At 69.6% G+C, this 18,913-nt stretch carries 18 protein-coding genes; 11 read left to right on the forward strand and 7 right to left on the reverse strand.

The window, feature by feature from the left end:
• Positions 1 to 92: 92 nt before the first annotated feature.
• The gene (locus AB0C03_RS28595; protein WP_357640061.1) at positions 93 to 533 is read left to right on the forward strand and encodes a (deoxy)nucleoside triphosphate pyrophosphohydrolase; all 441 of its coding nucleotides are present in this window, start codon (positions 93 to 95) and stop codon (positions 531 to 533) included.
• Between the two features lie 80 nt (positions 534 to 613).
• Here the strand turns inward: AB0C03_RS28595 and AB0C03_RS28600 are convergent, their stop codons facing one another.
• The 6 genes from AB0C03_RS28600 to AB0C03_RS28625 form a co-directional block, all read right to left on the reverse strand.
• Positions 614 to 1,678 carry a succinate dehydrogenase/fumarate reductase iron-sulfur subunit gene (locus AB0C03_RS28600; RefSeq protein ID WP_030337510.1) on the reverse strand — a complete coding sequence of 355 codons (1,065 nt, stop codon included), beginning with the start codon at positions 1,676 to 1,678 and terminating at the stop codon, positions 614 to 616.
• On the reverse strand, positions 1,675 to 3,603 hold the full coding sequence (locus AB0C03_RS28605; protein ID WP_030337511.1) for a fumarate reductase/succinate dehydrogenase flavoprotein subunit: 1,929 nt from the start codon (positions 3,601 to 3,603) through the stop codon (positions 1,675 to 1,677). The genes AB0C03_RS28600 and AB0C03_RS28605 overlap by 4 nt, the downstream gene beginning before the upstream one ends.
• A 12-nt stretch (positions 3,604 to 3,615) precedes the next feature.
• Positions 3,616 to 4,422: a succinate dehydrogenase subunit SdhC gene (gene sdhC / locus AB0C03_RS28610; RefSeq protein ID WP_279519808.1), complete on the reverse strand. Its 807-nt coding sequence runs from the start codon at positions 4,420 to 4,422 to the stop codon at positions 3,616 to 3,618.
• A gap of 243 nt (positions 4,423 to 4,665) precedes the next feature.
• On the reverse strand, positions 4,666 to 6,072 hold the full coding sequence (locus tag AB0C03_RS28615) for a TldD/PmbA family protein (protein ID WP_400447924.1): 1,407 nt from the start codon (positions 6,070 to 6,072) through the stop codon (positions 4,666 to 4,668).
• A gap of 58 nt (positions 6,073 to 6,130) precedes the next feature.
• Positions 6,131 to 7,567 carry a TldD/PmbA family protein gene (locus AB0C03_RS28620; RefSeq protein ID WP_210866483.1) on the reverse strand — a complete coding sequence of 479 codons (1,437 nt, stop codon included), beginning with the start codon at positions 7,565 to 7,567 and terminating at the stop codon, positions 6,131 to 6,133.
• Between the two features lie 31 nt (positions 7,568 to 7,598).
• Positions 7,599 to 8,069, reverse strand: coding sequence for a Uma2 family endonuclease (locus tag AB0C03_RS28625; RefSeq protein WP_081884146.1), 471 nt, complete (start codon positions 8,067 to 8,069; stop codon positions 7,599 to 7,601).
• Positions 8,070 to 8,706: 637 nt separating this feature from the next.
• Between AB0C03_RS28625 and AB0C03_RS28630 the strand changes: the two genes are divergently transcribed.
• The 10 genes from AB0C03_RS28630 (at position 8,707) to AB0C03_RS28675 (ending at position 17,769) form a co-directional block, all read left to right on the forward strand.
• A complete protein-coding gene (locus AB0C03_RS28630; RefSeq protein WP_210862071.1) occupies positions 8,707 to 9,762 on the forward strand; it encodes an ABC transporter ATP-binding protein in 1,056 nt (351 codons plus the stop codon).
• Positions 9,759 to 10,850 (forward strand): ABC transporter ATP-binding protein, encoded by a 1,092-nt coding sequence (locus tag AB0C03_RS28635; protein WP_357640066.1) that lies wholly within the window; start codon positions 9,759 to 9,761, stop codon positions 10,848 to 10,850. Before AB0C03_RS28630 ends, AB0C03_RS28635 begins: the two co-directional genes overlap by 4 nt.
• Positions 10,847 to 11,854: an ABC transporter permease gene (locus AB0C03_RS28640; RefSeq protein WP_210866485.1), complete on the forward strand. Its 1,008-nt coding sequence runs from the start codon at positions 10,847 to 10,849 to the stop codon at positions 11,852 to 11,854. The genes AB0C03_RS28635 and AB0C03_RS28640 overlap by 4 nt, the downstream gene beginning before the upstream one ends.
• Before the next feature lie 10 nt (positions 11,855 to 11,864).
• A complete protein-coding gene (locus AB0C03_RS28645) occupies positions 11,865 to 12,851 on the forward strand; it encodes an ABC transporter permease (RefSeq protein WP_030337522.1) in 987 nt (328 codons plus the stop codon).
• A 146-nt stretch (positions 12,852 to 12,997) separates the two neighbouring features.
• A complete protein-coding gene (locus AB0C03_RS28650) occupies positions 12,998 to 14,740 on the forward strand; it encodes an ABC transporter substrate-binding protein (RefSeq protein WP_030337523.1) in 1,743 nt (580 codons plus the stop codon).
• Between the two features lie 157 nt (positions 14,741 to 14,897).
• Entirely contained in the window at positions 14,898 to 15,767 is an 870-nt protein-coding gene (locus tag AB0C03_RS28655) for an AraC family transcriptional regulator (protein WP_030337525.1), read from the forward strand.
• A 104-nt stretch (positions 15,768 to 15,871) separates the two neighbouring features.
• Positions 15,872 to 16,189, forward strand: a complete 318-nt coding sequence (locus AB0C03_RS28660; protein WP_030337527.1) for an ArsR/SmtB family transcription factor — start codon at positions 15,872 to 15,874, stop codon at positions 16,187 to 16,189.
• A complete protein-coding gene (locus AB0C03_RS28665) occupies positions 16,186 to 16,710 on the forward strand; it encodes an SRPBCC domain-containing protein (RefSeq protein ID WP_030337528.1) in 525 nt (174 codons plus the stop codon). Before AB0C03_RS28660 ends, AB0C03_RS28665 begins: the two co-directional genes overlap by 4 nt.
• Complete coding sequence (locus tag AB0C03_RS28670) at positions 16,710 to 17,090, forward strand: VOC family protein (RefSeq protein WP_030337533.1); 381 nt, start codon at positions 16,710 to 16,712, stop codon at positions 17,088 to 17,090. Before AB0C03_RS28665 ends, AB0C03_RS28670 begins: the two co-directional genes overlap by 1 nt.
• 307 nt (positions 17,091 to 17,397) lie before the next feature.
• Complete coding sequence (locus AB0C03_RS28675) at positions 17,398 to 17,769, forward strand: DUF805 domain-containing protein (RefSeq protein WP_030337534.1); 372 nt, start codon at positions 17,398 to 17,400, stop codon at positions 17,767 to 17,769.
• A 136-nt stretch (positions 17,770 to 17,905) separates the two neighbouring features.
• Here AB0C03_RS28675 and AB0C03_RS28680 read toward each other — a convergent pair whose 3' ends face one another.
• The gene (locus AB0C03_RS28680; protein ID WP_030337535.1) at positions 17,906 to 18,808 is read right to left on the reverse strand and encodes an NADP-dependent oxidoreductase; all 903 of its coding nucleotides are present in this window, start codon (positions 18,806 to 18,808) and stop codon (positions 17,906 to 17,908) included.
• Positions 18,809 to 18,913 lie beyond the last annotated feature (105 nt).

The raw sequence follows: 18,913 nt of genomic DNA on the forward strand, positions 1-18,913 counted from the left end.
GGGGGTGTCCACGCCCACACTTCCGTGTCTTATTGGCCTAGCGGACGGCTACGGTACCCAAACCGCCGATTGATCTGGCACCCTGGACGCCCGTGCGGACCGAACGGGCGAATGGTGGCGGGCAGGCCGAGCGACGGGACCTGAAGGTGATCGTCGGCGCGGCGATCATCCGGGATGGGCGGGTGCTCGCCTGTGCGCGTTCCGCGCCACCCGAGGTAGCGGGCATGTGGGAGTTTCCGGGCGGAAAGGTCGAGCCGGGGGAGGCCGAGACCGACGCGTTGATCCGGGAGTGCGCCGAGGAGTTGGCCGTACGCGTCGAGATCGGCGACCGGGTCGGCCGCAACGTACGGATGGCGCACGGCCGCTCGGTGCTCAAGGTGTACGCGGCCCGCCTGCTCGGCGGCGACCAACCGCAGGCGCTGGAGCACGAGGCGCTGCGGTGGCTCACCGCCGACGAACTGGACTCGGTCACCTGGCTCCCCGCCGACGCCCCCATCGTGGCAGCCCTCCGCCCCCTCCTCACCCCCCGGTGATCACGCCCAGCCCCCGTTGATCACGCAAGTGGGACGGGGGCCGTGGCAACTGCCACGGCCCCCGTTGTTGTTCCGGGTGATTAGTGCTTGTTGTCCTGCTCCGGGTGGGCGAAGTTGAGGTGCTCCGGAGGCAGCGGGAAGGTCACGTCGTCGCCGAACGGCGACGGCGCGGCGGCCCGGTCGAAGGTGAGCTCGGTCAGCGGCAGCTTGCCCCGGTCGTCGACCGCCGGAGCGGTCGGGTGGGGCACCTCCCGGTGCCAGTTGACGCCGCTCTGCGCCTGCGCCTCAGCCCGCGAGTCGTGGGAGCCACCCGCGTGCGAGTGCACCCCACCCCGGGCGGAGCCCGGCGTCGCCGAGCCCTGACGGGCGGTGGTCACGCTGGTCTGGGGCGTCTCGCCCCGACGGAAGATCTTGCTACCAAGCCACACAAGGGGATCGTACCTGCGGTCGACGACCCGTTCCTTCATGGGGATGATCCCGTTGTCGGTGATCTTGATGTGCTCGGGGCAGACCTCGGTGCAGCACTTGGTGATGTTGCAGAAGCCGAGGCCCTGTTCGGCCTGCGCGTACTCCTTGCGGTCGGTCCGCGCGTCCAGCGGGTGCATGTCCAGCTCGGCCGCCCGGATGAAGTACCGCGGGCCGGAGAACGCCTGCTTGTTCTCCTCGTGGTCGCGGATCACGTGGCAGACCGTCTGGCACAGGAAGCACTCGATGCACTTGCGGAACTCCTGCGAGCGCTCGACGTCGACCTGCTGCATCCGGTAGTCGCCCGGAGCGACGTCCGCCGGAGGCGCGAACGCCGGGGTCTCCCGTGCCTTCTCGTAGTTGAACGAGACGTCGGTGACCAGGTCCCGGATCACCGGGAAGGTGCGCAGCGGGGTGACAGTGACGGTCTCGTCGTCGCCGAAGGTCGACATCCGCGTCATGCAACCCAACCGCGGCTTACCGTTGATCTCCATGGAGCAGGAGCCGCACTTGCCGGCCTTGCAGTTCCACCGGCAGGCCAGGTCGGGCGCGTCGGTGGCCTGCAGACGGTGGATGACGTCGAGGACGACCTCGCCCTCGTTCACCTCCACCATGTAGTCCTGGAGGTCACCGCCGCTCTCGTCGCCCCGCCAGATCCGGAACTGACGCTTCGCGCTCATCGGTTGTCCGCCTCTCCAGCGTCGGCGACGAGGGCGTCGAAGTCGGCGAGCTCCTCGTCGGTGAGGTACTTGGCCAGCTCGGCCCGGTCGAAGAGGCCGATCAGCTCCGGCCGCATCTTCGGCAGCGGCTTGCGGGTCAGCTGCACGGTGTCGCCGTCCAGTGCGCAGACCAGGTTGACCTGCCGCCACTTGGGCTCCATCGCCGGGTAGTCCTCCCGGGTGTGCCCGCCGCGCGACTCCTGCCGCTCCAGCGCCGCCTTCGCTGTGCACTCCGAGACCACCAGCATGTTGCGCAGATCCAGGGCCAGGTGCCAGCCCGGGTTGTAGCGTCGGCCGCCGGCCGCGCTCACCTTGGCCACCCGCTCCCGCAGCTCGGCGAGCCGGACCAGCGCGTCGGCCAGCTCACCCTCGCGCCGGATGATGCCGACCAGGTCGCCCATGACCGCCTGGAGGTCCTGCTGAAGGGTGTACGGGCTCTCGCCGGTGTCCCGTTGCAGCGGGGCGAGGGCGGTCTCCACGGCGGCCTCGACCTCGTGCACCGCCACCTTCGGCCGGGTGGTCAGCCCGTCGGCGTAGCTGGCGGCGTGCCCGCCCGCCCGCTTGCCGAAGACCAGCAGGTCGGACAGGGAGTTGCCACCGAGTCGGTTGGAACCGTGCATGCCGCCGGAGACCTCACCGGCGGCGAACAGCCCGCGTACGTGGCCGAAGGCGGCACCCGAATCCGGGTCCACCTCGACGCCGCCCATCACGTAGTGACAGGTCGGCCCCACCTCCATCGGCTCGGCCGTGATGTCGACGTCGGCCAGCTCCTTGAACTGGTGGTACATCGACGGCAGCCGCCGGCGGATCTCGTCGGCGGAGCGTCGGCTCGCGATGTCCAGGAAGACACCACCGGCGGGGGAGCCCCGACCGGCCTTGACCTCGCTGTTGATGGCGCGGGCCACCTCGTCGCGGGGGAGCAGCTCCGGCGGACGCCGGTTGTTGTCCGGGTCGGTGTACCAGCGGTCCGCCTCCTCCTCGGTCTCCGCGTACTGCTTGCGGAAGACGTCGGGGACGTAGTCGAACATGAACCGCTTGCCTTCGGAGTTCTTCAGGACACCGCCGTCACCGCGCACCGACTCGGTGACCAGGATGCCCTTCACCGAGGGCGGCCAGACCATGCCGGTGGGGTGGAACTGGAGGAACTCCATGTTGATCAGTGTCGCCCCGGCGCGCAGCGCCAGCGCGTGCCCGTCCCCGGTGTACTCCCACGAGTTCGAGGTGACCTTGTAGGAGCGTCCGACGCCACCGGTGGCCAACACGACCGCCGGCGCCTCGAAGAGGATGAACTCGCCCGACTCCCGGTAGTAGCCGAACGCGCCGGCCACCCGGTCACCGTCGAGCAGCAGCTCGGTGATGGTCGTCTCGGAGAACACCCGGATCCGGGCGTCGTACGAGCCGAACTCGCGCTGGTCCTCCTGCTGGAGGGAGACGATCTTCTGCTGGAGGGTGCGGATCAGCTCCAGGCCGGTCCGGTCGCCCACGTGCGCCAGACGCGGGTACTCGTGGCCGCCGAAGTTGCGCTGCGAGATCTTGCCGTCCTTGGTGCGGTCGAAGAGCGCACCGTACGTCTCCAGCTCCCAGATCCGCTGCGGCGACTCCTTCGCGTGCAGCTCGGCCATCCGGAAGTTGTTGAGGAACTTCCCGCCGCGCATGGTGTCGCGGAAGTGCACCTGCCAGTTGTCCCGGCTGTTCACGTTGCCCATCGCGGCGGCCGCGCCGCCCTCGGCCATCACCGTGTGCGCCTTGCCGAACAGCGACTTGGAGATGATCGCGGTCTTCTTGCCGGCGAGCCGGGCCTCGATCGCCGCGCGGAGACCGGCGCCGCCGGCCCCGATGACGACGACGTCGTAGTGGTGTCGTTCGATGCGAGTGGTTGTGGTCATGTCAGGGGCCCTTTAGTTGATGAACCGCAGGTCGGAGAACCAGCCGGCAGCGAGCGCCATGATGTAGAAGTCGGCCAGCGCCAGGGTGCCGAGGGTGATCCAGGCGAGCTGCATGTGCCGGACGTTCAGGGCCGAGACGAACGTCCAGGCCCGGTAGCGCACCGGGTGCTTGGAGAAGTGCTTGAGCCGGCCGCCGATGATGTGCCGGCAGGAGTGGCAGGAAATCGTGTACGCCCAGAGCATCACCACGTTGAGCACCAGGATGATGTTGCCCAGCCCGAAGCCGAAGCCCTTCGGCGAGTGGAACGCGAGGATCGCGTCCCAGGTGTTGATCAGCGAGATGATCGCCGCGGCGTAGAAGAAGTAGCGGTGCAGGTTCTGCCCGAGCAGCGGGAAACGGGTCTCACCGCTGTACTCCTTGTGCCCGTCCGGGACGGCGCAGGCCGGCGGCGACAGCCAGAACGACCGGTAGTACGCCTTGCGGTAGTAGTAGCAGGTGAGCCGGAACAGCAGCAGGAACGGCAGCGTCAGCGCGGCGTCCGGGATGATCCACCAGCCGGGCAGGAAACGGCCGAAGTGCGAGGCGCCCTCGATACACCGCTCCGTGACGCAGGGCGAGTAGAACGGGGTCAGGTAGTGGTAATCCGCGACCCAGTAGAAGTCGTGCATGAAGACACGGACCGTCGCGTACACGACCCAGGCGCTGAGCCCGATCACGGTGATCAGCGGGGCGAACCACCATCGGTCGGTACGCAACGTCTTCGCCGCGATGGCGGCGCGCGCCCGCGCCCCCCTCGGCCTCGTTGCCGTTGAAGTCATTCGAGTCGTCTCCTCGACGGGCCCGTACGGGCGGGCTGATCTCTCTCCGGTCGGCACGCGGACCGGCGAACCCGCACCCGCTGCCACGTCATGCGCACACCAACGACCGCGCCGGATCGACCGACGCAGCTAAGTGACACACGTTACGCCGATCTCTGCGGGCCGTCCGCGCAAGGGAGTGTCCCGTGTGTCTGGCCTGCGGAAAAGCCCCCAGCGAGCCGGTTTCCGCGCGCCGGTTGACCATCAACCGGAGGCGCCTCCGGTGAAGTGCCAGGACGCCAGCCGCAACGAGGGCGCCGCCCACCAGGCACCGTCCACCCGATCCGGTTGACGCACCGCCCGCGCACCCAGCCCGAGCACCGCCCCCGGCCCCAGCGCCCTCGGGTACGACTCGGTGAACCGCAGGTCACGGACCGCCCTGACCACAGTGCCGTCCTCGATCAGCCAGACACCATTGCGGGTCAGCCCGGTGACGACGAGGCTCTTCGGGTCGAGCACCCGCGTGTACCAGAGGTCGGTGACCAGCAGGCCCCGGCGTACCCCAGCCACCAACGCGGCGGTGTCCGCGTCGACGACAGCGCCGGCCGCCGCGCCGGTGGTGCTCCGGCCCGCGGCACTGGCCGGGCCCGCCGCCGCACCACTCAGCCGCAGGTTGCGGGGCATCGGGCCCCAGGTGGCACCCCCCGCGACAGCGTGCCCGGTGGACTCCGTGCCCGCCTCGGCGGCGGTCCGGCGATCGTGGGCCACCGCCCTGGTGGTGCCCGCCTCGACCAACGTCAACGCCCCCCGGCCGGTGCCCTCCGCGTCGAACGGCAACCCGGACCCGCCCAGCGGATCGTCCACCACTGTCACCGCCCTGTCGAACTGGGCCGCGCCCGGCTCGGCGAACGACTGCCGCTCGTTGTACCGCTTGCCGTTGAAGCCGTAGAACGACAAATTCTGCAACAGGTCCGCCACGGCGGCCGGCTCGAACACCACCTCGTAGTGCCCCGGCGGCAACTCGACCGGGTCGGCCGCCGCCTGCGCCTTCGCCGCCGCCTGCGCGCCCAACTCGGCGCCGTCGAGGTCGGACAGCCGGTCAGCGCTGCGCCGGGCCACCCCGTCCGCGCCGTCGCGGCGGGCGATGCCGTCCATCGCCGCCTCCACCGAGCGGCCGTACGCCGAGTGCCCGGCCGAGTTGGCGAACGCCGACGAGCGGTGCGCGGTACGGCAGTAACCGGCGGTGCTCAGGCCCCCGGCGGCGGCCACGAACGCCCCCACCCGGTCGGCCCGCTGATCCGGCTCGGCCTGCGCGGTGGCCTCGTCGACGGGCGGCGCCTGCGGCATCGGCACGGGCGCGGTCAACCCCGGCCAGCCCTGGTCAGGTGGGCACAGCCGCGCCGCCGTCAGGGTGCGCTCCACCAGTGCGGACAACCCGTCGGCGGTGACCACGCTGCCGCCGCCGGCAGCCGTCCGACCGTCGACGTGCACCCGCAGTCGGACCCCCACTGTCGACTCGGAAACGTTCTGATGGATGCCCGAGTTGGCGAACCGGGTCAACGCCAGGTCCGCCCGGGTCACCACCGCCTCCGCCTGCGCGGCCGGCCCGCCGAGCCGCCGCACCAACTCCACAACCTGCCCCGCCAGCTCCAGCTCGCTCCTCGCGCTCACGCTGAGCCACCTTTCGTTCGCGACTGCGGGGCTCGCAAACCCGGCTCACTCCTCGCGCTCACGCTGAAACCCCCACCCGGACGTTGCGGAACCGGGCCGGCGCGGCCGGGTGGCCGGTGTGCCCGATCTGGCCGGGCTGGCCCTTGCCGCAGTTGGGCGTCCCCCAGGAGACCGTCTCACCGGAGAGCATGTCCATCGAGCGCCAGAACAGCGGGCCGATCCCGGTGTACGTGGGATTGCGCAGCATCCGCCCCCGCCGCCCCTTCTTGATCTCCCAGCCGACCTCGCAGCCGAACTGGAAGTTGAGACGCTTGTCGTCGATCGACCAGGACCGGTTGAGGTCCATCAGCACCCCGTCGTCGGTGGCCGCGATGATCTCCTCCAGGGTGTGCGGGCCGGGTTCCAGGCCGACGTTGGTCATCCGCACCATCGGCAGCCGCGCCCACCCGTCGGCCCGTACGCTGCCGCCGTAGTCGAGGCTGGCCATCGCTGCGGAGTCCCGGCCGGCGAGCACCCCCACCCAGCGACCGTCGCGGACCGCGTCCCGCTTGACCGCCGGGGAGCCCTCGTCGTCGAAACCGAAGCTGCCCAACGCGCCCGGGATCGTCGGGTCGATGGTGATGTTCATCAGCTCCGAGCCGTAGCGCAGCGAACCGAGCTGGGCCAGGTCCAGCCAGGACGTGCCGGCGAACGCCGCCTCCCACCCGAGGATCCGGTCCAGTTCGATGGCGTGCCCCACCGACTCGTGGATCTGAAGGGCCAACTGCTCGCCGCCGAGGATCAGATCCGTCTCACCGGCCGGGCACTGCGGCGCGGTGAGCAGCGCCCGGGACTCCTCGGCGATCTGCGCGGCGTGCGCGGCCAGGTCCAGCGACTCGACCAGCTCCCACCCGGTCGTGCCGTACTGGCCGCGGTAGCTGGGCCAGGACCGGCGCTGCGTCTCGCCGTCGCCGATGGAGGTGGCCGAGATGCCACCACCGCACTCGCGGATGCGCTGGTCGATCCGGTGGCCCTCGCTGGAGACGAACCACTTCGCGGTGTCCCAGATCTGGTAAAGGCCCTCGGCCAGATCCGCGCCGTGCTCGGCCATCGTGCGGGTCGCGTCGACCAGCAGATCGCCCTTGTCGGACAGGGGCACCCCGAGCGGGTCGATCTGGCAGCCGGAGGCCCAGCTCGCGGTGACCGCCTCGACCGGCACCAGGTCGACCGGAGGGCCCGGCACCCGCGCGCTCGCCATCGCGATCCGGGTCGCGCGCCGGCCGGCGTCGCGGGCGGCGGCGTCCGACAGATCGGGTACGGCGTGGAAGCCCCAGCTCGCCCCGACCAACGCGCGGACTCCCAGCCCGATGCTCTCGTCCTGGGTCAGCTCCTCCACGTCACCGTTGCGCGCGGTCATCGACTCGTAGCGGCGGTGCATCACCCGGGCGTCGGCGTACCGCGCGCCCGCGTCGAGGGCGGCCTGTACGGCGGCGGTCGCCGCGTCGAACTCGGTCATGGACCGACCCTAGGCCAGCCGCCCACACCTGTCAGGGAAGCAGTTCCTCCGGCCGGATGGTCGCCCGCACCGGCTCGGTCAGTTCCAGAACCTCGCCGCGCTTGGTCGTTGCCCTCTCCAGGTAGTGGCCGCCCTGCCGTTGGTGGAGACGCACGGTCAGGCTCTCCTGGTCAACGAGCAGATACCACTCGATCCCGGCCGCCGCGTACAGGTGCGGCTTCAACACCCGGTCGATGACGGCGGTGTGTGGCGCGGCGACCTCACCGACCAGGAGGACCGCGTCTGCCGGTACGCAGGACGCCTCGAAATCCAGCTCCGTGGCCACCACGAGGTCAGGGTTGAGGATCCGCACGGCGTTCAGCCGCAGGTTGATCACCGGGAGCACGGTGCGACTCGTCCTGGCGCAACCTCGTTCCAGAGCGACTAGCAGGCCACCGACGATCACCTGGTGTCGGACGGACGGAGACGGGCCGATGAGCAGGCCGCCGTCGAGGAGTTCGATGCGCGCGGTCGGTGAAGGGGGGCCACGCCGCCGACTATCTGCACCTCACCTGATCGCCCCTGAGTCGCGGCAGTCCCTGCTGTCGAAGGGCAAGGCGCATCGGGGGATGGTGCAGATAACTCAGCTGAGTTACAAGATCGCGCCCGATTTTGGATGAGTGGTATCGGCGCGTCGGCGATGCCACTACATCCTGGTTCGAGCGTGACCTTGGCGGCAGGGGGCGCGCCAAACTCCGCTTCCGGTCTGTCGGGGGCGGTGTTCGTCGTCAAGATCCGCGCAGTATCGGGGATGTTGCTGTCTCCTGCCTGTCGGAGACAGCAACTTCGGGGAAGTTGCTCGGATCTTGGCGCGGGGCGCGGGGCGCGGGGCGCGGGGCGTGGGGCGCGGGGCGTGGGGCGCGGGGCGCGGGCGGCAGCGCATCCAGCGTGCGATCGCGGCATGAACGGGTGTGGATGGGGAGGTGACGGGGGTGCGGGGCCGATGCCGACTCGTTACGCTCGGGCCCGCTGACACGTGCCGACTTTGTAGCTTATTTTCACCCTCGGGACTTTCCTGTAAGTTCCCTTCGTCACTGAGGGAGGTGGCCGTGGACAGCTCGGAACCGTTGCCGTCCGGCGAACCGGACGACCGTCCCGCCGTGCCGGCACAACGCTCCGACCAGGACGCCTACCTGCGGGTGGATGACCTTCGGGTCCGGTTCGACACCTCGGACGGCGTGGTGCGCGCCGTCGACGGGGTGTCGTTCTCCGTCGACCGGGGTCGCACCCTCGGCATCGTTGGTGAGTCCGGCTCCGGCAAGAGCGTCACCTCGCTGGCCATCCTCGGCCTGCACGACCCGAAACGGACCACCATCACCGGGGAGATCTCCGTGGGCGGCCGGCAGGTGGTCGGTCTCGCCGACGAGGAGGTACGCCGGCTGCGCGGCCGGGACATGGCGATGATCTTTCAGGATCCGCTGTCGGCGCTGCACCCGTACTACACGGTGGGCCGGCAGATCGCCGAGGCGTACCGGGTGCACCACCCGAAGGCCAACCGGCGGGAGGCCCGCCAGCGGGCTGTCGACATGTTGGACCGGGTGGGCATCCCGCAGCCGGCGCGTCGCTTCGACCAGTACCCGCACGAGTTCTCCGGCGGCATGCGACAGCGGGCGATGATCGCGATGTCCCTGGTCAACGACCCGGCGCTGCTGATCGCCGACGAGCCGACCACGGCGCTGGACGTGACAGTGCAGGCGCAGATCCTGGACCTGCTCGCCGACCTGCAGGCCGAGTTCCACTCCGCGATCATCCTGATCACCCACGACCTCGGCGTGGTCGGCCAGGTCGCCGACGACGTGCTGGTCATGTACGGCGGGCGGGCCGTCGAGCGGGGCAGCGTCGAGCAGGTGCTCCGCTCGCCGCAGCACCCGTACACCTGGGGGTTGCTCTCCAGCGTGCCGTCGCTGCACGGCGACGCGGACGCGGACCTGGTGCCCATCCCCGGCAACCCGCCCAGCCTGATCAACCTGCCGCAGGGCTGCGCGTTCCACCCACGCTGCCGGTACGCCGACCGGGCCGGCAGTCGCTCCCGCACCGACGTGCCGGAGCTGCGCCCGGCCGGCGCGGCCGGTCACCTGGTCGCCTGCCACCTCGGCGAAGAGGAGCGTGCCACGTTCTACGCCGAGGACATCGCATCCGTGGGGGTGGCCCGATGACCGACGAACCACTGCTGCGGGTCCGCGGCCTGACCAAGCACTTCCCGGTACGGCAGGGGCTGCGCGCCACCGGCCTGGTGCGGGCGGTGGACGGGCTCGACTTCGACGTGCGCCCGGGCGAGACGCTCGGCCTGGTGGGGGAGTCGGGCTGCGGCAAGACCACCACCGGTCGGATGCTGGTGCGGCTGCTGGAGCCGACCAGCGGCAGCATCGAGTTCGCCGGCCGGGACATCACGCACGCCGGCCGCCGGGAGTTGCGTCCGCTGCGACAGGAACTCCAGATCATCTTCCAGGACCCGTACGCGTCGCTGAACCCCCGGCACACCGTCGGCCGGATCGTGGCGATGCCGTTGCAGGTCAACGGGATCAAGCCGCCGGGCGGGATCAAGGCGCGGGTGCAGGAGTTGCTGGAGCTGGTCGGGTTGAACCCGGAGCACTACAACAGGTACCCGCACGAGTTCTCCGGCGGCCAGCGCCAGCGCATCGGCATCGCCCGCGCGCTGGCCCTGCGGCCCAAGCTGATCGTCGCCGACGAGCCGGTCTCCGCGCTGGACGTGTCGATCCAGGCGCAGGTCGTCAACCTGCTGCGTGACCTGCAACGGGAACTCGGCCTGGCGTTCGTCTTCATCGCGCACGACCTGGCGGTGATCAGGCACTTCTGCCAGCGGGTCGCGGTGATGTACCTGGGCCGGATCGTGGAGATCGGCGACCGGGAGGACATCTACGAGCGCCCGCAGCACCCGTACACCCGGGCTCTGCTCTCGGCGATCCCGGACGTCACCCAGCTCGGCCCGGCGGGCCGGATCCGGCTGACCGGTGACGTGCCCACCCCGCTCGACCCGCCGTCGGGCTGCCGGTTCCGCACCCGGTGCTGGAAGGCGCAGGACATCTGCGCCACCGAGGAGCCCGCGCTGGTCCCGCGCGACGGCGGCCGGCAGGCCACCGCGTGTCACTTCCCCGAAGGGGAATCAGCCGGCACGAGCCCCGAAGGGGAATCAGCCGGCACGAGCCCCGAAGGGGAAACGGCCGGCACCACCCCCGAACCAGCCGGGTCGATCACCCAGGTCGACGAGGAGGTGTCGTCGTGAGTCTCTCCCCGGTGGAGGGTGTGGCGCTGGCCGAGATCGAGTCCGACCCGGACGCGAGCACGACCGCCGCCAGGGGTGTCGTCGGCCGCTCACCCGGGCAGCTCGCCTGGCTGCGGCTGCGCGGTGACCGGACGGCAGTGGTCAGCGGCGTACTCCTGGTGTTCTTCATGGTGTTGGGGTTGGCCGCGCCGCTGATCGAGATGGTCTACGGGGTCGGGCCGCGGGAGCAGTTCCAGAATCTGCTGGACGGCAACGGCATGCCGCTGGGGTACGCCGGCGGTGTCACCGGTGACCACTGGTTCGGGCTGGAACCGGGGCTGGGACGGGACATCTTCGTCCGGCTGATCTACGGGTTGCGCACGTCGCTGTTCATCGCGCTCGCCGCCGCGCTGATCACCGCGACGATCGGCGTCACGCTCGGCACGCTCGCCGGCTATCTCGGTGGCTGGCTCGACGCGGTGGTCAACTGGATCACCGACCTGACCCTGGCGATGCCCTTCCTGATCATCGCGCTGGCCCTCACCCCCGCCATCACGCTGCGCTTCTACGGCGAGCGGGGGCAGGTGTCGTCCGCGTTCGGGGTGGGTGTGCTGATCGCCGTCTTCGCCATTTTCGGCTGGACCAGCACCGCGCGGTTGGTCCGTGGGCAGGTCATCGCGCTGCGGGAGCGGGAGTTCGTGGAGGCGGCCAAGGCCAGTGGCGCCGGGTTGGGGCACATGCTCTTCCGGCAGCTGCTGCCGAACATCTGGGCGCCGATCCTGGTCTCGTTCTCGCTGGCGGTGCCGCAGTTCATCACCAGCGAGGCGGCGCTGTCGTTCATCGGCGTCGGGCTCAGTGATGAGACGCCGAGCTTCGGCCGAATGATCTACGACAGTCTGGACTACCTCCAGACCGACCCGGCGTACGTGTTCTTCCCGGGCGTCATGATCTTCGCCCTGGTGTTCGCCTTCAACCTCTTCGGCGACGCGTTGCGGGACGCGCTCGACCCGAAGTCGTCCCGGTAGGGGGTACCCCATGGCGCGGTTTCTGCTCAAGCGGCTCTTCTCGGCCACGCTGACCCTGTTCGCGGTGAGCGTGTTGACCTTCCTGATGTTCTTCGCCCTGCCGCGTGACCCGGTGAGCAGCATCTGCTCGAAGAACTGCAACCCGGAGCGGTTGGAACGGGTCCGCGACGACCTGGGCCTCAACGACCCGCTGATCAGCCAGTACGCCGGTTACATGAAGGGCATCGTGACCGGCCGGGACCTGGGCAGCGCCCAGGGTGGTCGGTGCGACGCGCCCTGCCTGGGCTGGTCGTACGTCACCAACGAGGCCGTTTCGGACACCATCGCCCGGGTGCTGCCGGTGACGCTGAGCATCGTGATCCCGGCGGCGATCCTGTGGTTGCTGCTCGGTGTCGGTCTTGGCATGATCTCCGCGTTGCGTCGGGGCACCTGGCTGGACCGGGCCGCCATCGGCTTCTCGTTGACCGGCGCGTCGTTGCAGCTGTACTTCGTGGGCGCGGTGCTGCTGATGGTCTTCGTCTACAACCTGCGGCTGCTGCCGGTGCCCAGCTACACGTCGGTGTTCGAGAACCCGGCGAAATGGGCCAGTGGGTTGGCGCTCGCCTGGGTGTCGCTGGCGTTCCTGTTCTCGGCCATCTACGCCCGGCTGTCCCGGGCGCAGATGTTGGAGACGCTGTCGGAGGACTTCGTCCGGACCGCGCGGGCCAAGGGCCTGGCCAAACCCACCGTGTACGGGCGGCACGCGTTGCGCGCGGCGATCACTCCGGTGGTGACGATCGCCGGGTTGGACGTGGGCGGGGCGCTGGGCGGGACGGTGATCACCGAGACGACGTTCGGCATCCAGGGGTTGGGGCGTACGGCGGTGGACGCGGTGCGCTCGGGCGATCTGCCCACCATCATGGCCACCGTGCTGATCGCGGCCGTCTTCGTCGTCCTGGCGAACGTGTTGGTGGATCTGCTCTACGCGGTGATCGACCCCCGGGTCCGGCTGCGCTGACCCCACGGTGCCCGCCACGCCGACGGATGGCGAAATTTATCGACAACTGTTACACAACTCGTAGGTTTTCTTCCTTACGATCCTCGGGACGTCGGCGGTTCTCGCCCCGACGAAACCGCACGGCACATGGCTGAAGGAGGTACTTCATGCGACCACGCGTGGCGGTTGCCGCAGGCGGCGCGATTGCTCTGGTTGTGGCACTGGGTGCGTGCTCGAAGAACACGGGCGAGGGCACGACGGTGGACACCGACCGGAAGCAGACCGGGGTCATCGCGACCGACCCCAAGGACTCGCAGGGGCCGGCGGCCGAGGTGAGCGGCGCCGCGAAGGGCGGCACCTTCACCGTCATCCGGGAATCGCCGATCTCCCACCTCGACCCGCAGCGGACGTACTCGTTCGCCGGTCTCATGGCCAACCCGCTCTGGTCCCGCTACCTGACCACCTGGAAGGACGACGGCAAGGGTGGCCTGGTCCTGGTGGGTGACCTGGCCGAGACCCCGGGCAAGAACGTCAACAACGACTGCAAGGTCTGGGAATTCACCATCAAGGACGGGGTGAAGTTCGAGGACGGCCGGCCGATCACCGCCAAGGAGATCGCGTACGGCATCGCCCGGTCCTTCGACCCCGACCTCGCCGGCGGCCCCACCTACATCCAGGAGTGGCTGGCCGACACCGCGCAGTTCGACACCAAGTGGGACTTCAAGAAGAACAAGACGTCGCTGCCGCCCGGCCTCTCCACGCCGGACGCCAAGACGCTGCGCTTCGAGTTCGCCAAGCCCCGCTGCGACCTGCCGTTCGCCGCCTCGCTGCCGACCACCGCGCCGCTGCCCGCCGACAAGGACACCGGCATCAACGTGGACAAGCAGCCGTTCTCGTCCGGCCCGTACCGGGTCGCCGAGAACCAGGTGGGTGTCCAGCTCACCCTGGAGCGCAACCCGAACTGGGACGCCAACACCGACCCGGTGCGCCACCAGTACCCGGACCGGTTCGTCTGGACCTTCGGGCCGACCGCGGACGCCGCCAACAACCGGGTGATCGCCGACAACGGCGCTGACCAGAGCGCACTGGCGTTCAACACCGTGCCCGCCTCGCTGGTCGCCAAGGTGGCCGGAGACGCCGCGCTCAAGTCCCGGACGATCCTCTCGCCGACCCCGAGCGCCAACCAGTTGGTCATCAACAACCAACGGGTCACCGACCTCAAGGTCCGGCAGGCGCTCAACTACGCCATCGACCGCGAAGGCATGATCAAGGTGCTCGGCGGCCAGAACGTCGCCGCACCGCTGACCACGCTGATGCCGTCGTCGACCATCGGCTACAAGGCGTACGAGGCGTACCCGGCCGGGCCCAACGGCAACGTCGACAAGGCCAAGGAGTTGCTCGGCGGCAAGACGCCGGAGCTGGTCCTCGGCGTCGCCGACAACTCGACCGAGCAGCAGCAGGGCGCCCAGCTCAAGGCCAACCTGGAGCGGGCCGGCTTCAAGATCACGCTGCGGAACATCTCCGACGACGCCAAGCTCGACGAGATCAAGAAGAAGAACAACCCCTGGGACCTGTACATCGGTAACTGGGCTGCCGACTGGCCGAGCGGGGCGTCGATCCTGCCGGTGCTCTATGACGGCCGCACCATCAAGGCCGAGGGCAACAGCAACCAGTCCTTCTTCAACGACCCGGCCGTCAACGCCGAGATGGACCGCATCCTGGCGCTCGCCCCGGCCGACCAGGGCCCGGAGTGGGCCAAGCTCGACGAGCGGATCATGAAGGAGCACGCGCCGGTGGTGCCGCTCTACGTGGACGTGGCGTACAACGTGCACGGGTCCAAGGCCGGCGGAGTCTTCATCTCCAGCGTCTTCGGCTACCCGTCGTTCGTGAACGCGCACGTCAAGCCGTAAGGCGCAGCGCAGAAGTTCAGGGGTCCCCTTCCGACAACGCCGTCGGGAGGGGACCCCTGTCGTCGTCCGGGAAGCCGCGCCCCTGATCGGATCGGACCGCTACGGTCGGGTGCGGGGCAGGGTCCTTCGGTCAGGCTTGACGTCGAAAGGAGGCCTCGTGATCGCGGCACTCAACAGGCTTGTCGACCTGCTCGAAGAGCACCTTGCCGAGGAGTTCGACGTCAACGCGGTGGCCAGGACGCTCGGCACCACCGAGTACCACCTGCGCCGGATGTTCTCCTCGTTGGCCGGCATGCCGCTGTCCGAGTACGTGCGCCGACGCCGCATGACCGTCGCCGCCGCCGACGTCGTTCGGGGCGAGGACGATCTGCTGGGCATCGCCGTCCGGCACGGATACGGCTCGACCGAGGCGTTCGGGCGGGCGTTCCGGGCGGTCCACGGTGCCAGCCCCGGTGACGTACGCCGCGATGGAGGCCCCCTTCGCACACAACCGCAGCTCAGGTTCCGCCTGACCGTCGAAGGGAGCACCCCCATGGACACCCGCATCGCCGACCGCCCCGCGTTCCGGCTCGTCGGACACGCCGCCCGGGTACCACTCATCCACCAGGGCATCAACCCGCACATCCAGCAGCACATCGCCGGGCTGGCACCGCAGGAGCATGTCCGGCTCAAGGCGCTCAGCGACACCGAGCCCGCCGGGCTGCTGCAGGTCAGCGACGACGTCGACGCCGAGGCCACCGAGGGCACCGAACTGACGTACCTGCACGGGGTCGCGGTGTCCCGGGACACCCCGGTCCCCGACGACCTGGACGCCATCGAGGTGCCGGCCGGCCAGTGGGCGGTCTTCCGCACCGCCGGACCCCATCCGCAGGCCCTGCAGGACACCTGGGCCGCGACCGCGACCGAGTGGTTCCCGTCCAACCCGTGGCGGCTGCGGCCGGGCCCATCGATGGTTGCCATCCTCGAACGCGCTGCCGACTTCAGCACCGCGACCTGCGAACTGTGGTTGCCCATCGAGCCGGCGTGACGTGAGACCCAGGGCCAGACCGGCGTGAGTCGGCTGCAACCTGCGCCATGAGAGGGCTGAATGTAACCTTGTGGATACGTACCCATCCGGTTACGTTAGCTGCCATGGACGCCGTGTTGCACGCGCTGGCAGACGAGAGTCGGCGCACGGTTCTCGATATTCTCCGCGACCGCCCGGCGAGTGCGGGAGAGCTGGCCGAGGCCCTCCCGATCGCTCGTCCGGGCGTCTCCCGGCATCTCCGCGTACTGCGGGAAGCCGGGCTGGTCGACGTACGGCAGGACGCGCAGCGCCGGATCTACACCCTCCGCCCGGAGGCGCTCGTCGAGGTCGACGAGTGGCTGGGGGAGTACCGCCGGCTCTGGGAGAACCGGCTCGGCGCTCTTCAGACCGAGATCGCACGAGGAAAGAAGGCGCGACGATGACCACGATCGCGACGATGCGGACGCTCGATGAAAACCGCGGAGCAGTCCGGGTCGAGACCCTTTACGACACGGGCATCGACGACCTCTGGGAGGCGTGTACGACGCCCGAGCGGCTGGCCCGCTGGATCGCCCGGGTCGACGGCGACATGCGGGTCGGCGGCACCATCCAGGCCGTCTTCACGAGCAGTTGGACCGGTCCCGCGCGCATCGAGTTGTGCGATGCGCCTCACCACCTGCTGCTGACGACGAAGCCGGGTGCGGACGACGAGGGGCAGATCGAGGCGTGGCTGACCGAGGAGGGCTCCAGGACTCGGCTGGTGGTCGAGGAGCGCGGCCTGCCGACGGGGCACCTCCCGTCCCACGCCTCTGGTTGGCGGGTCCACCTCGAGGATCTCGGTCGGTCGCTGGAGGTCGACGGACCGGTCCATCCGGAGGGCTGGAACTCCGATTCCCGAGCGCCCGGCTGGACGGAGCGCTGGGAAGAACTCACGCCGACATACCAAAAGATAGGGATCGGTTGATGTCGAACCTGATCAGGCTCAGCCTGACGACGGTAAATGCTCCCGACGCCATCGCGCTCGCGCGGTTCTACGCAGAGATCACCGGCGGGGTCGCGAAGGGTGACGAGTGCTGGGCGCTGGTGGAAGGGCCGAACGGTGACATCGGCTTCCAGCAGGTCGACGACTACCGGCCCCCCACCTGGCCGGATGGCGAGGTGGGGATGCAGATGCACCTCGAGTTCTTCGTCGACGACCTGGAAGCGACCGGAGCGCGTGTGCTGGCAGCCGGTGCCACCCGATTCGAGCATCAGCCCAACGCGGACCACTGCTTCGTGTACGCAGACCCGGCCGGGCACCCGTTCTGCCTGTCGATGTGGGGGGCACCGAGAGTCGGCGACTGACTCAGCTCGTTCGGGCATCGGTCTTCAGGCGCGGGCCACAGCGGCTCCGAACCCGCACCCGCAGCCTGCTCATCGAAGCCACGAATCAGTTCCTCGTGCCAATGTGATTGTGAGGCGACGCAGTGGCCTGTTGAGGGGAATCTGTGTACTTCGGTGCGGGCGCTCCCGGTGATGTTGGCTGCGCCTCTCAGAGTGTGGGCGTTGCGGCTACTGCTCCTCGGCTGCTCGGCCGTTGACCCCGGGATATCGATCTGCTTGGCTGCCTTCGCGATGACCTTGAGAACCCCTCAAACAACGGGAGATAGTCATGTCCTTCGGTGCCGCGATCAAGTCGGTCCTCAGCCAGTACGTCGGATTCTCGGGTCGGGCCCGCCGATCTGAGTACTGGTGGTTCACCCTGTTCACATTCCTTGTCAGCATTGCCGCCGCCATCCTGGACAGCGCGCTGGGATTGACCTTCGAGGGCTCGTCGACCGGCTTCATCGGTCTTGTCGCCTCCCTGGCGCTGCTGCTGCCGGCGCTGGCGGTCGCGGTGCGGCGCCTGCACGACACCGACCGGACGGGGTGGTGGTTGCTGATCGGCGTGGTGCCGCTCGTGGGCGCCATCGTCCTGATCGTGTTCTTCGTATCGGACAGCACCCCCGGAGCGAACCGCTTTGGCCCCAGTCCCAAGGGCTGACCGCTGTCCGCGCCCAGCATCGCGTGAACATCCCGAACGCGCACGTCAGGCGGTAGCTTGACCGCGGGCAGGGGAGGGTCCCTTCTCGACATTCTTGGCGGGAGGGGACCCTTCCGTCTGGCGGCGGCGCGGCGGATCAGGGGACGAGCACCACTCCGCCGCGCACGCCGCCCTGGGCCACCCGCTCGTGGGCGGTCGCCGCGTCGGCGAAGTGGTACACGTGAGCGACCCGGAGCGGGAGGTCGCCGGTGGCGACGAGTTTGACCAACTCGCCCAGCCGGGATCCGTCCGGTTGCACCTCCAGCGCGGAGGTCCGGATTCCCCGCACCGGCTCCGGGCGCAGCGGGGGTGACGCGGCCACGTAGCCGCCGCCGTCCCGAACGAGGTCCAGCAGCGAGGGGCCGATCACCGCCAGGTCGATGACCGCGTCGTACGTCCCGGTCGGGTCGTCGGCGCGCGACAGGAACGCCGCGCCCAGCGACTCGACGAACTCTCTGTCGTCGGCCCCGGCGAGTCCCGTGGCGTGCAGACCGGTCGCCCGGGCCAGCGCCAGCACGAACCCGCCAACCTGCCCGGCGGCGCCGGTGACGAGCACTGTCGACCCCGCGGGGAGCGCGAGCAGGTCGAGGGCCTGGGCGGCGGCGAGGCCATTGGTCGGCAGCGTCGCCGCCTCGGTGGCGGGGACACCGGTGGGCGCGGAGGTCAGCCAGGCGACGTCGAGGACCACGTACTCCGCGTGGGTGCCGACGGTGGTCTGTAGCCACGGCGAGAAGCCGATGACCTCGTCGCCGATGGTGAACTCCTCGACCGACGGGCCGACCGCGTCGACGCTGCCGGCGACGTCCCAGCCGGGCGTGTACGGCAGGCCGGTCGGCAGCGGGGCCGGGAACCGACCGGAGCGGATCATCAGATCGACCGGATGTATCACCGACGCCGCGACCCGTACCCGCACCTGTCCCGGCCCGGGCTCGGGCATCGGCACGTCGACCACCTGCAGGACCTCCGGCCCTCCGAACTGTGCATAACTGACCGCGCGCATCGCCGTCTCCTTCGTGGCTTTTTTTCTGATCACCACGACCGTACGAATCACAGGCACTGTCAGTAAGTAGGTACCGTAAAGTGCCTAGGGCACCCGAGGGGGAAT

Source organism: Micromonospora parva (assembly GCF_040649675.1).
GTDB classification, from domain to species: domain Bacteria; phylum Actinomycetota; class Actinomycetes; order Mycobacteriales; family Micromonosporaceae; genus Micromonospora; species Micromonospora parva.